Consider the following 14,526-nt stretch of genomic DNA (forward strand, 5'->3'; position numbering starts at 1 on the left):
CTAGATCGGGAAAGAAATATTGCGCAATACATGTTGCGCAACTTTTCTTTCGTATCCGTCGGTGAAAGAGCCCCGGTGGCAGCAGCCGCCGGGGCCCGGAACCGCTCGGGATCAGCGCACCGGGTGCCCCGCCCCGCGCAGCGTCTCCTTCACCTCGCCGATGCGCAGATCGCCGAAGTGGAAGACGGAGGCGGCCAGGACCGCGTCCGCGCCCGCGGCGACGGCCGGCGGGAAGTCGGCCAGCTTGCCCGCGCCGCCGGACGCGATCACCGGCACGGAGACGTGCTTGCGGACGGCGGCGATCATCTCCAGGTCGTAGCCGTCCTTGGTGCCGTCCGCGTCCATCGAGTTCAGCAGGATCTCGCCCGCGCCCAGCTCGGCCGCGCGGTGCGCCCACTCGACGGCGTCGATGCCGGTCCCCCGGCGGCCGCCGTGCGTGGTGACCTCGAAGGAGCCGGACCCGGTACGCCGGGCGTCGACCGACAGCACCAGCACCTGACGGCCGAAGCGCTCGGCGATCTCGCGGATCAGCTCGGGACGGGCGATGGCCGCGGTGTTCACGCCCACCTTGTCGGCGCCCGCCCGCAGCAGCTTGTCCACGTCCTCGGCGGTGCGCACGCCGCCGCCGACGGTGAGCGGGATGAAGACCTGCTCGGCGGTGCGGCGCACCACGTCGTACGTCGTCTCCCGGTTGCCCGAGGACGCGGTGATGTCCAGGAACGTCAGCTCGTCGGCGCCCTCGGCGTCGTACACCTTGGCCATCTCGACGGGGTCGCCCGCGTCGCGCAGGTTCTGGAAGTTCACACCCTTGACGACCCGGCCGTTGTCCACGTCCAGGCAGGGGATGACTCGGACCGCCAGGGTCATGACTGCTCAGGCTCCTCTGAATGCTTCAAGCTCTACTTCGACCAGGATGCGCGGGTCCACGAAGCCCGCGACCACCAGCAGGGTGGAGGCGGGGCGCACGGCGTCGAACAGCTCCTTGTGGGCCCGCCCCGCCTCGTCGACGTCGCGCACATGGCTCAGGTACATACGGGTGCGGACCACGGACTCGACGCCGAGTCCGAACTCCTTCAGCGCGTCGAGGGCGTTGCCGAAGGCGACCCGGGTCTGCTCGTACGGATCGCCCTCACCGTAGAGGACCGTGCCCTTGAAGGGCGTGGTACCGCCCACGGACACCCGGTCGCCCGCCGCGACGGCGCGCGCAAAACCGAAACTCTCTTCCCAGGAACTTCCGCTCTGCACACGCCGCACGGCTTCGGACCTCATGACGACACAGCCTCCAGGGCCTCTTCCAGGGTGAACGCCTTCGCGTACAGGGCCTTCCCGACGATGGAGCCCTCGACACCGAGGGGCACCAGTTCGGCGATGGCGCGCAGGTCGTCCAGGGACGACACGCCGCCGGAGGCCACGACCGGCCGGTCCGTCGCCGCACACACGTTCCTCAGCAGCTCCAGGTTGGGGCCCTGGAGGGTGCCGTCCTTGGCGATGTCGGTGACGACGTAGCGGGCGCAGCCCTCCTTGTTCAGGCGCTCCAGCGTCTCGTAGAGGTCGCCGCCGTCGCGGGTCCAGCCGCGGCCGCGCAGGGTGGTGCCGCGCACGTCCAGGCCGACGGCGATCTTGTCGCCGTGCTCGGCGATCACCTTGGCGACCCACTCGGGGCTCTCCAGGGCGGCCGTGCCGAGGTTGACGCGGGTGCAGCCGGTGGCGAGGGCCGCGGCCAGGGTGTCGTCGTCGCGGATGCCGCCGGACAGCTCCACCTTGATGTCCATCGCCCCCGCGACCTCGGCGATCAGGGCCCGGTTGTCACCGGTGCCGAAGGCCGCGTCCAGGTCGACCAGGTGCAGCCACTCGGCGCCGGACCGCTGCCAGGCGAGGGCGGCCTCCAGCGGGGAGCCGTAGGAGGTCTCGGTCCCGGACTCGCCGTGGACGAGGCGTACGGCCTGGCCGTCGCGGACGTCGACGGCGGGGAGGAGTTCGAGCTTGGCCATGGTCTACAGGGTTCCGATCCAGTTGGTGAGGAGCTGGGCACCGGCGTCGCCGGACTTCTCCGGGTGGAACTGGGTGGCCCACAGGGCACCGTTCTCCACCGCGGCGACGAACGGCCGGCCGTGCGTGGCCCAGGTGACCTTGGGCGCGGCGATCACCGGGTTGTTCGTCTCCTGCGTCCAGTCGTGGACGGCGTAGGAGTGCACGAAGTAGAAGCGGGCGTCGGCGTCGAGGCCCGCGAACAGCTGGGAGCCGGCGGGGGCGTCGACGGTGTTCCAGCCCATGTGGGGCACGACGTCGGCCTCCAGGGGCGCGACGGTGCCGGGCCATTCCTCCAGGCCCTCGGCCTCCACGCCGTGCTCGATGCCGCGCGTGAACAGGATCTGCATGCCGACGCAGATGCCCATCACCGGGCGTCCGCCGGACAGCCGGCGGTCCACGATCCAGTCACCGCGGGCGGCGCGCAGGCCCCGCATGCAGGCGGCGAAGGCGCCGACGCCCGGCACCAGCAGGCCGTCGGCGTTCATCGCCTTGTCGAAGTCGCGGGTGATCTCCACCTCGGCGCCGACCCGGGCGAGGGCGCGCTCGGCGGAGCGGACGTTGCCGAAGCCGTAGTCGAAGACCACGACCTTCTTCGCGGCCGCGCTCAATTCCACACCTCCAGCCGCATGACGCCCGCGACCAGGCACATCCCGGCCGCCAGGGAGAGCAGCACGATCAGGCTGGTGGGCATCTTCTGCTTGACGAAGGAGACGATGCCACCGACCAGGAAGAGGCCGACGACGATCAGGATGGTCGACAGACCGGTCATGGGTTACAGCGCGCCCTTCGTCGACGGGAGGATGCCGGCCGCGCGCGGATCGCGCTCGGAGGCGTAGCGCAGCGCCCGGGCCAGCGCCTTGAACTGGCACTCCACGATGTGGTGGGCGTTGCGTCCATACGGTACGTGCACGTGCAGCGCGATCTGCGCCTGGGCCACGAAGGACTCCAGGATGTGCCGGGTCATCGTGGTGTCGTACGCGCCGATCATCGGCGCCATCGGCTCGGGCTCGGTGTGCACCAGGTAGGGCCGGCCGGAGAGGTCGACGGTGACCTGGGCGAGCGACTCGTCCAGCGGGACCGTGCAGTTGCCGAAGCGGTAGATGCCCACCTTGTCGCCGAGCGCCTGCTTGAAGGCGGCGCCGAGCGCGAGGGCGGTGTCCTCGATGGTGTGGTGGGAGTCGATGTGCAGGTCGCCGCCGGTCTTCACGGTCAGGTCGAACAGACCGTGCCGGCCGAGCTGGTCGAGCATGTGGTCGTAGAAGCCGACGCCGGTGGCGATGTCGGTCCGCCCGGTGCCGTCGAGGTCTATCTCGACCAGGACCGAGGTCTCCTTGGTGGTGCGCTCGACGCGCCCTACGCGGCTCATGCCTCAAGCTCCTTCTTCAGTTCACGTACCGCGTCGAGGAACGCGTCGTTCTCCTCGGGCGTGCCCGCGGAGACGCGCAGCCATCCCGGTACGCCGTTGTCCCGGACCAGGACGCCCCGGTCGAGGATCTTCCGCCAGGCCTCGTGCGCGTCGGCGAACCGGCCGAACTGCACGAAGTTGGCGTCGGACTCGACGACGTCGTAGCCGGTCGCGCGCAGCTCGGCGACCAGCCGGTCCCGCTCGGACTTCAGCTGCTCGACGTAGCCGAGCAGGGTGTCGGTGTGCTCCAGGGCGGCCAGCGCGGTCGCCTGGGTGATCGCCGACAGGTGGTAGGGCAGCCGGACCAGCTGGACGGCGTCCACCACGGCCGGGTCGGCGGCGAGGTAGCCGAGGCGCAGGCCGGCCGCGCCGAACGCCTTGGACATGGTGCGCGAGATCACCAGGTGCGGGCGGCCGGCGAGCAGCGGCAGCAGCGAGTCGCCGTGGCTGAACTCGATGTACGCCTCGTCCACGATCACCATCGACGGCTTGGCCGCCTGTGCCGCCTCGTACAGCGCGAGGACCGTCTCGGGCGGCACCGCGTTGCCGGTGGGGTTGTTGGGGGTGGTGATGAAGACGACGTCGGGCCGGTGCTCGGCGATGGCCTTCTCGGCGGCGGCGAGGTCGATGGTGAAGTCCTCGTTGCGCGGGCCGGAGATCCAGCCGGTGCCGGTGCCGCGGGCGATCAGCGCGTGCATCGAGTACGACGGTTCGAAGCCGATGGCCGTGCGGCCGGGCCCGCCGAAGGTCTGCAGCAGCTGCTGGATGACCTCGTTGGAGCCGTTGGCCGCCCACACGTTCTCGATGCCGAGCGGGTGCCTGCCGGTGCGCTGGAGGTACTTGGCCAGCTCGGTGCGCAGCTGGACCGCGTCCCGGTCGGGGTAGCGGTTCAGCTCGCGGGCGGCCTCGCGGACCCGCTCGGCGATCCGCTCCACCAGCGCCTCGGGCAGCGGGTAGGGGTTCTCGTTGGTGTTCAGCCGTACCGGCACGTCCAGCTGGGGCGCGCCGTACGGGGACTTGCCCCGCAGTTCGTCCCGGACGGGGAGGTCGTCGATGCGCACGTCGCTCACTTGCTCTCCGGTACCTTCCACGCGAACCGCGCCTTGATCGCCGCGCCGTGCGCCGGCAGGTCCTCCGCCTCCGCCAGCGTCACCACGTGGTGCGCGACCTCGGCCAGCGCGTCCTTGGTGTAGTCGACGATGTGGATGCCGCGCAGGAAGGACTGCACGGACAGGCCCGAGGAGTGGCAGGCGCAGCCGCCGGTGGGCAGGACGTGGTTGGAACCGGCCGCGTAGTCGCCGAGCGAGACCGGAGCCCAGGGGCCGATGAAGATCGCGCCCGCGTTGCGCACCCGGTCGGCCACGGCGGCGGCGTCGGCGGTCTGGATCTCCAGGTGCTCGGCGCCGTACGCGTCGACCACCTTCAGGCCCTCCTCGACGCCGTCCACCAGGACGATCGCGGACTGCCTGCCGGCGAGGGCCGGACGGATCCGGTCGTCGGTGTGCCTGGTGGCCGCGACCTGCGGCTCCAGCTCCTTCTCCACCGCCGTGGCCAGGTCCTCGGAGTCGGTGACGAGCACGGCCGCCGCGAGCGGGTCGTGCTCGGCCTGGCTGATCAGGTCGGCGGCCACGTGCACCGGGTCGGCGGTCTCGTCCGCGAGGATCGCGATCTCGGTGGGACCGGCTTCGGTGTCGATGCCGATCCGGCCGGTGAAGTAGCGCTTGGCGGCGGCGACCCAGATGTTGCCGGGACCGGTGACCATGTTCGCGGGCGGGCAGGACTCGGTGCCGTACGCGAACATCGCGACGGCCGTGGCGCCACCGGCCGCGTACACCTCGTCCACGCCGAGCAGCGCGCAGGCGGCGAGGATCGTCGGGTGCGGCAGGCCCCCGAACTCGGCCTGCGGCGGGGACGCCAGCGCGATCGACTCGACGCCGGCCTCCTGGGCCGGGACCGCGTTCATGATCACGGAGGAGGGGTAGACCGAACGGCCGCCGGGCGCGTACAGCCCGACGCGCTCGACCGGAACCCACTTCTCGGTCACGGAGCCACCGGGGACGACCTGGGTGGTGTGGGTGTCGCGGCGCTGCTCGCGGTGGACGAGACGGGCGCGCCGGATGGACTCCTCCAGGGCCGCGCGCACGGCCGGGTCGAGGGCGGCCAGCGCGTCGGCGAGCGCCTGGGCCGGCACACGGACGGATTCCAGCCGTACTCCGTCGAACTTCTCCGCGAAGTCGATCAGCGCCGCGTCGCCACGATGATGCACGTCCTCGCAGATCGGACGCACCTTCTCCAGGGCGGCCTGAACATCGAAGTCGGCTCGGGGCAGCAGGTCACGCAGGGCGGGGCCCTCGGGGAGGGCGTCGCCGCGCAGATCGATTCGGGAAATCACGGTTCCAATTCTCTCAGACCGGCGTCCGTGGTCGTCCGCGCGTATCAGTGGCTGATACAGAACGTGGACCAATCGGTGGTACATACGCTGGCCGGAACCCGGAAGATCCCCTTCACCCCTGGTGTTCCGGGCGTCACTCAGCGGGCATCAACGGCTGGACGAAACCTCCCGAACGGCGAAGAAGGCCCGGACCGCGCAGGGGTCCTGGCCGGCGACGAAAGAGGAACAGCGGTGACCGAGGTGACCGGCCTGAGCGCCGGGGACCTGCCGGACGACCTGACCGCGGCCGAGGCGGGCATGTGGCAGGCCTTCCGCAACGGCAGTGTGTACGACCTGAGCAGCGGCGACGGCGTCGTGGACGATCCGCACGGCGGCCATCCCTGGGGGCCCGAGCGGTCCGTGCGGGCGCGCATCATCGCCTGGCTGCTGCTGGACGGACCGCCGGCGCTGGCCGGCCGGGTGTCCGCGCTGAAGCTCGCCGGGGTGCGGGTCACCGGCACCCTGGACCTGGCGGGCGGCACCGTGCGGCCGTACGTCGAGCTGCGCGACTGCCGCTTCGACGAACAGGTGCTGCTGCCGGAGGCCCGGTTCACCACGCTGCGCCTGGTGAACTGCTCGGTGCCGCGCCTGGAGGCGGCCCGGTTGCAGACCGAGGGCGATCTCCATCTGCCCCGCTGCCGGTTCCAGAACGGGGTCCGGCTGACCGACGCGCACATCGGCACCGACCTGCTGCTCAACCAGGCGGTCGTGTACCGGGACCGGGGCGGGCGGTCGATCGCGGCGGACGGCCTCGGCGTCGGCCAGGACCTCCAGGCGGAGCTGCTGGAGTCGCACGGCGAGCTGCGGCTGCGCGGCGCCCAGATCGGGGTCTCGCTGAGCCTGCGCGGCGCGCGGCTGTACAACCCGTACTCGCGGCTGGCCCTGAACGCGCCCCAGCTCAGCGTGGAGCGGACCCTGTACCTGACCCCGGCCGGGGTGGGCAATCCGCTGCTCAGCGGCACCACACCGGCCCACGGCACCCGGATCCAACGGTTCGAGTGCCAGGGCGGGCTACGCCTGGACGACGGACGGTTCGGGGACGCGGTCGACCTGGAGCGGGCCAGGTTCACCCTCACCGACGACCAGGAGCTGTCGCTGCGCCGGGTGCACGCCCCCGAGCTGCGCTTCCTCGGGGACGGTCCGCAGCGCGGCAGGGTGGTGCTGTCGGGGGCGCGGATCGTCAACCTGGTGGACCGCGCGGGCGCCTGGCCGGGCGCCGGGCGGCTGCACATGGGCGGCTTCACCTACGAGAACCTGGTGCCGCAGGGCCCCTTCCCGCTGACCCGGCGGCTGGACTGGGTGGCGGCGGCCACCGCCGAGTACGCCCCGGAGCCGTACGAGCGGCTGGCCGCGGTGCTGCGGCAGGCCGGCGAGGACGAGGACGCGCGCGAGGTGCTGCTGGCCAAACAGCGCCGCCGCCGCGAGACGCTGCCGCCGGCCGGGAAGCTGTGGGGGTACGCCCAGGACTGGACGGTCGCCTACGGCTACCGGCCCGGCCGGGCCGCGGTGTGGATGGCGGTGCTGTGGGCGGCGGGCACCCTCGCCTTCTCGCACGCCGACCATCCCCCGACCAGCCAGGACCAGCACCCCTACTGGAGCCCGGCCCTGTTCACGCTGGACCTGCTGCTCCCGGTGATCGACCTGGGCCAGGCCGGCGAGTGGCAGCTGCGCGGCGGCTGGCAGTGGCTGTCGGCTGCGATGATCATGCTGGGCTGGGTCCTGGCGACGACGGTGGCGGCGGGCGCGACCCGGCTGCTGCGGCGCAGCTGAGCCACCCCGCCGGGGCGCGGCGGGGGCCACCCCGCCGGAATGCCGCGGGTGTCCGTAAGACCCCCACCAGTCGTACAAAAATGGAACACATACCCTTTACTGCTCCTTGACCCTCGGTCGCACAACCTTCGACAACTTCCCCCAAGCCTCTGGCGCTGCCCCGACCTGCGGACTTTCAATGGTCCGCACCATGGTTCCGTTGCCCTCGTTCCTCCGCCGCACCTGGATGTCCCAGCGCCCCGCGCGCCCGGCCGGCCGGATCCCGGACGGGGACGGGGCGGTGCTCGACGCGCCCGACGACCGGCTCTCGCCCGCGCTGGTCGCGGCCGGCCGGGGCGAGTACCGGGCCGCGGCCGACCTGCTGGCCGCCACCCGGGCCGCCGCCCAGTGGGAGAGCCACGACCGCTACGCCCGGCGACTGGCCGCCTTCGCCCGGCTGCGCCCCGAGTGGTTCGAGAACTGGCGCACGGCCGACCGGGACGACCCGAACGGCCTGCTGGTCGCGGCCCAGCTGGCGGTGGACCGGGTGTGGTCGTCACCGGCCCGCGCCGAGCTGCTGCGCGAGGTGAGCCCGCTGATCACCGCCGCCGCGCGGGCCGACGACCGCGATCCGGTGCCCTGGCGGATCGCGCTGGACCACGCGCGCGGCTCACGGGCCGGGCACCGCTACTTCGAGGAGCTGTGGGCGGCGGCGCTGCGCCGCGCCCCGCACCACTACGGCTGCCATGTGGCGGCCCTGCGCTATCTGGCCGCCTACTGCTGCGTCCGCTTCGGCGACCGGCCGCACGCGCCCAGCGCCGCGCACCGCGAGTGCTTCGACTTCGCCGAACTCGCCGCGCAGGACGCCCCGGCCGGCTCGCTCGTCCAGGCGCTGCCCGTGCGGGCCGCCCTGGGCTGCCTGCTCGACGGCGGCGGCCCCGACGTCGCCCGGGACCGGCTCGACGCGGCGGCCGACCGTGCGATCGCCCTGTCGGCGTGCTTCGCCCCGGCCGATCCCTGGCCCGCCGGCGTGCGCAACACCCTGCTGTACGTCCTGCTGCGCCTGGACCGCCCGCAGGACGCCCTCGGCCAGCTGCGGCTGATCGGCCCGTACGTCACCTCCTGCCCCTGGGACCGGTTCTCGGACGATCCGCTCGGGTACTTCCTGGGGCTGCGCGAGCACCTGCTGACCGGGACCGGGGCGCCCCTTGCGGCAGGCCTGCCGCCGGGTCCCGAGGACCTTCTGCCCGCCCACCGCGGACACGGCCGCGCCGCCGACCACTAGGCTGGGGCGTCGTGACCACCGTCCGTCTGCCCCTCTTCCCGCTGAACACGGTCCTCTTCCCCGGACTCGTGCTGCCGCTGAACGTCTTCGAGGAGCGTTATCGCGCCATGATGCGCGAGCTGCTGAAGACCCCGGAGGACGAGCCGCGGCGGTTCGCCGTCGTGGCCATCCGCGACGGGTACGAGGTGGCGCCGAGCGCCCCCGGCATGCCCGACCCCACGGCGCAGCCCGAGCGGGGCCCGGCCGCGGGCTTCGGCCCGGACCCGCTCAAGTCCTTCCACGCCCTGGGCTGCGTGGCCGACGCGGCGACCATCCGCGAGCGGGCCGGCGGCGGCTTCGAGGTGCTGGCGACCGGCACGACCCGGGTGCGGCTGCTGTCCGTGGACGCCTCGGGTCCCTTCCTGACGGCCGAGCTGGAGGAGCTGGCGGAGGAGCCGGGCGACGAGGCGGGGGCGCTCGCCGAGGGCGTGCTGCGAGCGTTCCGGCAGTACCAGAAGCGGCTGGCGGGCGCGCGCGAGCGCTCGCTCGCGACGAGCGCGGAGCTGCCGGACGACCCGAGCGTGGTGTCGTACCTGGTGGCCGCCGCGATGGTGCACGACACGCCGACCAAGCAGCGGCTGCTCCAGGCGCCGGACACCGCGTCCCGGCTGCGGGACGAGCTGAAACTGCTGCGCGGGGAGACCGCCATCATCCGTACCCTGCCGTCGTTGCCCGCGTTCGAGCTGACGCGGGCGCCGACCAGTCTGAACTGAGCCGAACCGAGGGATCCGCAGACACCGATGGCGAAGAAGTCGAAGAAGCAGCAGCAGTCCGGGGGGACTCCGGCGACGGTGGCGCTGACCGCGGCGGGCGTGGAGTTCACCGTCCACGCCTACGAGCACGATCCCTCCCACCCGTCCTACGGCGAGGAGGCGGCCGAGGCGATGGGCGTCTCCCCCGACCGGGTCTTCAAGACCCTGGTGGCCGACGTCGACGGCACGCTGGTGGTCGGCGTGGTCCCGGTGGCCGGCACCCTCGACCTCAAGGCGCTGGCCTCGGCGGTGGGCGGCAAGCGCGCGACCATGGCCGACCCCGCCCTGGCCGAACGCACCACGGGCTACGTCCGGGGCGGCATCTCCCCCCTCGGCCAGCGCAAGAAGCTCCGCACGGTCCTGGACTCCTCGGCCCGCGACCACGCCACCGTGTGCGTGTCGGCGGGGCGGCGGGGCCTGGAGGTCGAGCTGGCGCCGGGCGATCTGGCCGAGCTGACGGGGGCGGTGCTGGCGCCTATCGGGCGGGGGTGAAGGGCTCCGGCCGCTCGCCCGGCTGGTGCGGTTCGGGGTCGCGGGGGCCGAACAGCGCCGTCAGCCCCAGGTGGACCAGGACGGCGGCGAACGGCCAGGACAGCAGCGCCGCCTTCGCGCCGAGCCGCAGCGGCGCCGGGAACGTGACCCCCTTGCCGACGGCCCGCGCATGCGCGATCACATCGGAGGTGGGGCCGAGCCAGACGCCGAGCCGCCACGCCAGCACCGAGCCGAGCAGCCCGCCGAGCGCCAGGCCCACGACGAGCGGTACGCCGCCCCGGCGCCGCCACAGGAACACCGCCAGCGCGCTGACCGCGCCGAACGCCAGCGCCAGCAGGGTGAACGTGCCGTCCACCCCGATCGCCTGCTCGCCCTCGCTGTCCTTGAGGTAGACCGTCCAGGTCCGGCCGGACACCTCGCCGACCAGCGGCACATGCGGCGTCAGCCACCACCACAGCAGTCCGAGCAGCGCCCCGGCCACCGTCACCACCAGGGTGATCACCGCGGCCTCGCGTGCTTCGGTCTTCATTCCGGGGCCGTCCTCTGGGTAAGCGCCCGCGACCGGCGCCCCGGCGGGCGGCGTCTGCCAGACCTGGTGCGCGGAGTCGTCGTGCGGCGGCGGTGGCGGATTCAGCGGTGCGGTCACCCTGACATCGTGCCAGGTCGGCCTGTGGGTCGCGTCATCGGACGGCGGCCCTGCGGTACGCCCAGGCGGCGACGGCCAGCGAGACCACCCCGACGCCCGCGCACACCCCCAGGTCAGCGAGGACGACCGCCCAGTCCGGGTGTTCCCCGAACGTGCGGGCGTACGCCTCCACGCCGTAGGTGGAGGGCAGCAGGTCCCGCGCCAGCCGGATGATCTCCGGCATCCGGTCGGCGGGCAGCACGCCCAGCAGCAGCGCGGCCGACATGCCCAGCTGCCCGAGCAGCGTGGCCAGCTCGGGCCGGGGCGCGAGCAGCCCCAGCGCCGCGCCGAGTCCGGACAGCGCGGCCCCGGCGAGCGGGACGACCGCGAGCAGCACCCACAGGTTGGACAGCGGCAGCCCGAACAGCGCACAGCCGAAGACGGCGGTCACCAGCGTCCCCGGCACGGTGAAGGAGGCGTACGCCGCCGCCGCGCCGAGCACCACGGCGGCCGGCGGCACCGGCAGGGTGGCGTAGTGGTCGAGCCCGCCGCCGGCCCGCAGCTGCCCGAAGTACTGGGCCAGCAGGTTCAGCGCGACGTACGCGACGACCAGCACGGCCGAGCCGGCCACCACGGACCGTGCCTCGAACCCGTTGTCGACGACCCCGCGCATCATCACGGTGATGCCGACGGACTGGAAGGTGGCCACGAACAGCAGCGGAATCCTGGACACCCGGGCCCGGGACAGCTGCGCCCGGTACACGGCCACCAGGGACGGCCACAGCCGCGCGGCCGGGGCGAGCGGCGCCGCGGCCGGCACCGCCTCCGGCACGGTCCGGGCTCCGTCCGGCAGAACCTGCGCGGGTACGACACTCACGACGAACTGCTCCTCTTCCCTGCGGCGCCTGCGGTGGTCGTACCGACCCCGGTGCATACGGCGGCCCGTGCGCTCACGCCTTCACCAGCCCCTGCCGCGCGGCGCCGCCCAGCGCGAGGTAGACGTCCTCCAGGCTGGGCGTGGCGAGGGTGAAGTCGTCGAGGGCGGCGAAAGCGGCCCCGCCGGTCACCGTGGCGACCGCGGCCCGGGCCTCCTCGGGCGCGAGCCGCAGCGTCCAGCGCCGGCCGGACTCCACCGCCCGCTCGCGCAGCACGGCGACCTCGGGCACGTCCAGCGGTGCGCGCTCCCGCCACACCAGTTCCACCCGCACCTCGCCGGCGACCTGTTCCTTGAGGCCGGCGGGGGTGTCGCAGGCGATGACCCGGCCCCGGTCGAGCACGGCGACCCGGTCGAGGACGGTCTCGGCCTCGATGACATTGTGGGTGACCAGCAGCACGGTGGTGCCGTGCTCGGCGCGCCGCCGGTCCACGGCCGCCCAGACCGCGCGCCGGGCCACCGGGTCCATGCCGGTGGTCGGCTCGTCCAGGACCAGCAGCGGGCGCTCGCCGACGAGGGCGGCGGCGAAACAGGCGAGCCGCCGCTGCCCGCCGGACAGCTTCTTCAGCGCCCGCCCGGCGATCGGGGTGAGCCCCAGCTCCTCCAGCACGGCGTCCCGCTCGGCCCGCGCCCGCGTCACGTCCAGGCCGCGCAGCCGTCCGGTGGTCTCGGCGGCGAGGGAGACGGTCAGCTCGTCCAGGGCAGTGGACTCCTGGCCCAGGTAGGCGAGCAGGCGCGCGGCACGTTCGGGGTGGCGCACGATGTCGTGGCCGAGGATCTCGACGCTGCCGGTGTCCGGGCGCAGCAGCCCGGTGAGCTGGCGCACGAGGGTGGACTTGCCGGCGCCGTTGGGCCCGAGCAGCCCGAAGATCTCGCCGCGCCGTACCGTGAGGTCCAGGCCGTCGGTGGCCCGCACCTCGGGCGTGCCGGGGGCGCCGCGCCGCCCCTTGACGGCCGGGTAGGTCTTGCCGAGCCCGCGCACACGGACGACCTCGTCCTGCCGAAGTGCCTGCCCCACGCGCGTACTCACAAGGGGAGAGGGTACGGGGTCGGGGCCCTTTACTCGTCTTTGGGGCCGTGCGAACCGGTGCCGGGCGCCGGGCTCACTCCCCGGTGGCCGCCTGCTCCGCGGCGGCCGGGATGTCGAACTCGCGCCAGAAGCCCGCCCGGATGGCGTAACGGTCGTGCTCGTCGATCTGGTCGTCCTTGTGCGCGAGCAGGCCGAAGCGGGCGGCGTAGCGCAGCAGCTCGCCGTCGATGCGGTGCGGGATGCGCGGGTACATCTGGGACAGCCGCTGGAGGTGGCTCTGGTCGCCGAGCCGGGACATCCAGCGGCGCGCGAAGACCTGCCCGACCTCGTAGGGGTCGCCCCCGACGGTGGTGATGTCCTCCTCGCGGTCGGCCCACCGCTGTTCGGCGGTGGTGAGCTGGGCCAGGGTGGGCATGGCGGCGGCCTCGGCGGGCTCGGAGACGGTGCCGGGCCGGTCCACCCAGCCCTTGTCGGAGGACCAGCGCAGGGTCGCGGTGGCGGGCTGGGCCGCGGGCGGGGTGCCGGGGGCGCGCAGCGCGGCGAGGTCCTTGGGGGTGGGGACGCCCTTGGGCGCGGGCACCCGCTCCTGGGTGCCGTTCGCGGTGGCCGCGGCGGGCTGTTGCGGCTCCCGGGCGGTGGTGCGCTCGCCGGCCGTGGCGAGCGCGGACTCGGGCAGCGGGGCGGAGAGGATCGCGGCGATCTCGGGGCGCGGCACGGGCGGCGGGGCGCACACGCCGGTCAGTTCCTTGGCCCGGACGGCCTGGGTGATCCAGGCCCGGTCCAGGACGCGGCGCTCGTCGGCCTCGGCGACCAGGTCCTCGGACTGGTTGTAGTCGCCGTCCGCGGCCTGGACGGCCCACAGGTGGACGGCGACGCCGTGTTCCTTGGCGGCCATCATGCCGGGCAGCAGATCGCCGTCGCCGGTGACGAGGACGACGTCGGAGCAGGCCCGGTTGCGGGCCAGCTCGGTCAGCTCGGCGTGCATGGCGGCGTCCACGCCCTTCTGCGCCCAGCGCCCGTCGCTGCGGGTGAGGGCGCCGAGCCGGACGGTGACGCGGGGCATCACGCGCAACCGGCGGTGCTCCGGCTGGGGGACCCGGTCGGGGGCGCCGTCGAACCAGTAGATGCGCAGCAGGGGCCGTTCGGTGTCGGACTCCGCGCGTTCGCGCAGCGCCTGGATCAGTGCGGTGTGATCGACGGTGATCCGGGACCGCGAGGGCTCGCCCGCGAGGAGGCTGGCGGCTGCGCCCAACAGATACCCGGCGTCCACCAGGACGATGCAGCGGTCCACGCGACTCACCCTCTTCCCGGGAGGTTTTGCTTCGGACTTCCTTCGAGTCTGCCCGACCACGCGGGGGTTAACGGCCCGAACTCGATCTTCGGCGTGGCGTTTGCGGCTGTCCCCCGCCAACCTACCTTGTCACACAGGGTAATTGTCCGACATGCGATTGATGTCAGCGTATGTGAATCTGAACGCGGTCCTGGCCCCCAGATCCCCCACAGGAGGCAGATCACCATGGCCAAGAACAAGAACCGCAAGCAGGGTGGCTCGCAGAACCGCGCGGCGCAGCAGGCCGGTCACGCCCAGGAGCAGACGCAGCACACCGCGGAGTCCCACGAGTCCCCGGTGTCGCACATCCAGGGCAGCTCCGGTGATACCGGGCGCGGCCGGAAGCAGAAGAGCTTCGGCCACAACTAAAGGGCTGTTGACGCCCGTTGTGTGAAAGAGGGGCGCACCCGCCGCGGGTGCGCC

Annotated in this window: 17 protein-coding genes; 5 read left to right on the plus strand and 12 right to left on the minus strand. The window is 73.2% G+C overall.

The genetic code is table 11. From position 1 onward, the window contains the following. Positions 1-111: 111 nt before the first annotated feature. The 8 genes from hisF to hisD are packed head-to-tail and all read right to left on the minus strand — an operon-like array spanning position 112 to position 5,828. Positions 112-867: an imidazole glycerol phosphate synthase subunit HisF gene (gene hisF, locus ACSP97_RS10195; protein WP_146468420.1), complete on the minus strand. Its 756-nt coding sequence runs from the start codon at positions 865-867 to the stop codon at positions 112-114. A 6-nt stretch (positions 868-873) separates the two neighbouring features. Beyond that, a complete protein-coding gene (locus ACSP97_RS10200) occupies positions 874-1,269 on the minus strand; it encodes a RidA family protein (protein WP_355143779.1) in 396 nt (131 codons plus the stop codon). Beyond that, complete coding sequence (gene priA, locus ACSP97_RS10205; protein WP_070028554.1) at positions 1,266-1,991, minus strand: bifunctional 1-(5-phosphoribosyl)-5-((5-phosphoribosylamino)methylideneamino)imidazole-4-carboxamide isomerase/phosphoribosylanthranilate isomerase PriA; 726 nt, start codon at positions 1,989-1,991, stop codon at positions 1,266-1,268. The genes ACSP97_RS10200 and priA overlap by 4 nt, the downstream gene beginning before the upstream one ends. A gap of 3 nt (positions 1,992-1,994) precedes the next feature. Then, positions 1,995-2,639 (minus strand): imidazole glycerol phosphate synthase subunit HisH, encoded by a 645-nt coding sequence (gene hisH, locus ACSP97_RS10210; RefSeq protein WP_355143782.1) that lies wholly within the window; start codon positions 2,637-2,639, stop codon positions 1,995-1,997. Beyond that, positions 2,636-2,800, minus strand: a complete 165-nt coding sequence (locus ACSP97_RS10215) for a hypothetical protein (RefSeq protein WP_167381400.1) — start codon at positions 2,798-2,800, stop codon at positions 2,636-2,638. The genes hisH and ACSP97_RS10215 overlap by 4 nt, the downstream gene beginning before the upstream one ends. A 3-nt stretch (positions 2,801-2,803) precedes the next feature. Then, positions 2,804-3,397, minus strand: coding sequence for an imidazoleglycerol-phosphate dehydratase HisB (gene hisB, locus ACSP97_RS10220; protein ID WP_440557211.1), 594 nt, complete (start codon positions 3,395-3,397; stop codon positions 2,804-2,806). After that, the gene (locus ACSP97_RS10225; protein ID WP_388310158.1) at positions 3,394-4,506 is read right to left on the minus strand and encodes a histidinol-phosphate transaminase; all 1,113 of its coding nucleotides are present in this window, start codon (positions 4,504-4,506) and stop codon (positions 3,394-3,396) included. Before ACSP97_RS10225 ends, hisB begins: the two co-directional genes overlap by 4 nt. After that, complete coding sequence (gene hisD / locus ACSP97_RS10230; RefSeq protein WP_355143788.1) at positions 4,503-5,828, minus strand: histidinol dehydrogenase; 1,326 nt, start codon at positions 5,826-5,828, stop codon at positions 4,503-4,505. Before hisD ends, ACSP97_RS10225 begins: the two co-directional genes overlap by 4 nt. Before the next feature lie 231 nt (positions 5,829-6,059). On the opposite strand from hisD, the gene ACSP97_RS10235 reads away from it, so the two are divergent. The 4 genes from ACSP97_RS10235 to ybaK all read left to right on the plus strand — a co-directional run bounded on the left by ACSP97_RS10235 (position 6,060) and on the right by ybaK (position 10,184). After that, complete coding sequence (locus ACSP97_RS10235) at positions 6,060-7,637, plus strand: oxidoreductase (RefSeq protein ID WP_440557214.1); 1,578 nt, start codon at positions 6,060-6,062, stop codon at positions 7,635-7,637. Positions 7,638-7,815: 178 nt separating this feature from the next. Beyond that, positions 7,816-8,901: a hypothetical protein gene (locus ACSP97_RS10240; protein WP_440557216.1), complete on the plus strand. Its 1,086-nt coding sequence runs from the start codon at positions 7,816-7,818 to the stop codon at positions 8,899-8,901. A gap of 11 nt (positions 8,902-8,912) precedes the next feature. Continuing rightward, positions 8,913-9,653: an LON peptidase substrate-binding domain-containing protein gene (locus ACSP97_RS10245; protein WP_355143794.1), complete on the plus strand. Its 741-nt coding sequence runs from the start codon at positions 8,913-8,915 to the stop codon at positions 9,651-9,653. 27 nt (positions 9,654-9,680) lie between these two features. Next, positions 9,681-10,184 carry a Cys-tRNA(Pro) deacylase gene (gene ybaK / locus ACSP97_RS10250; RefSeq protein ID WP_355323412.1) on the plus strand — a complete coding sequence of 168 codons (504 nt, stop codon included), beginning with the start codon at positions 9,681-9,683 and terminating at the stop codon, positions 10,182-10,184. Here ybaK and ACSP97_RS10255 read toward each other — a convergent pair. The 4 genes from ACSP97_RS10255 to ACSP97_RS10270 all read right to left on the minus strand — a co-directional run bounded on the left by ACSP97_RS10255 (position 10,168) and on the right by ACSP97_RS10270 (position 14,064). Continuing rightward, a complete protein-coding gene (locus tag ACSP97_RS10255; RefSeq protein ID WP_358273402.1) occupies positions 10,168-10,830 on the minus strand; it encodes an AAA family ATPase in 663 nt (220 codons plus the stop codon). The genes ybaK and ACSP97_RS10255 overlap by 17 nt on opposite strands. A gap of 34 nt (positions 10,831-10,864) precedes the next feature. After that, positions 10,865-11,686 carry an ABC transporter permease gene (locus ACSP97_RS10260; protein ID WP_355143800.1) on the minus strand — a complete coding sequence of 274 codons (822 nt, stop codon included), beginning with the start codon at positions 11,684-11,686 and terminating at the stop codon, positions 10,865-10,867. Between the two features lie 73 nt (positions 11,687-11,759). Further along, the gene (locus tag ACSP97_RS10265; protein ID WP_358273404.1) at positions 11,760-12,773 is read right to left on the minus strand and encodes an ABC transporter ATP-binding protein; all 1,014 of its coding nucleotides are present in this window, start codon (positions 12,771-12,773) and stop codon (positions 11,760-11,762) included. 73 nt (positions 12,774-12,846) lie between these two features. Beyond that, positions 12,847-14,064, minus strand: coding sequence for an NYN domain-containing protein (locus ACSP97_RS10270; RefSeq protein WP_355143804.1), 1,218 nt, complete (start codon positions 14,062-14,064; stop codon positions 12,847-12,849). Positions 14,065-14,289: 225 nt separating this feature from the next. On the opposite strand from ACSP97_RS10270, the gene ACSP97_RS10275 reads away from it, so the two are divergent. Beyond that, positions 14,290-14,472 (plus strand): hypothetical protein, encoded by a 183-nt coding sequence (locus ACSP97_RS10275; RefSeq protein ID WP_070028566.1) that lies wholly within the window; start codon positions 14,290-14,292, stop codon positions 14,470-14,472. Positions 14,473-14,526: the final 54 nt, after the last annotated feature.

Source organism: Streptomyces sp. SCPE 10 (assembly GCF_051980735.1).
GTDB classification, from domain to species: domain Bacteria; phylum Actinomycetota; class Actinomycetes; order Streptomycetales; family Streptomycetaceae; genus Streptomyces; species Streptomyces misionensis.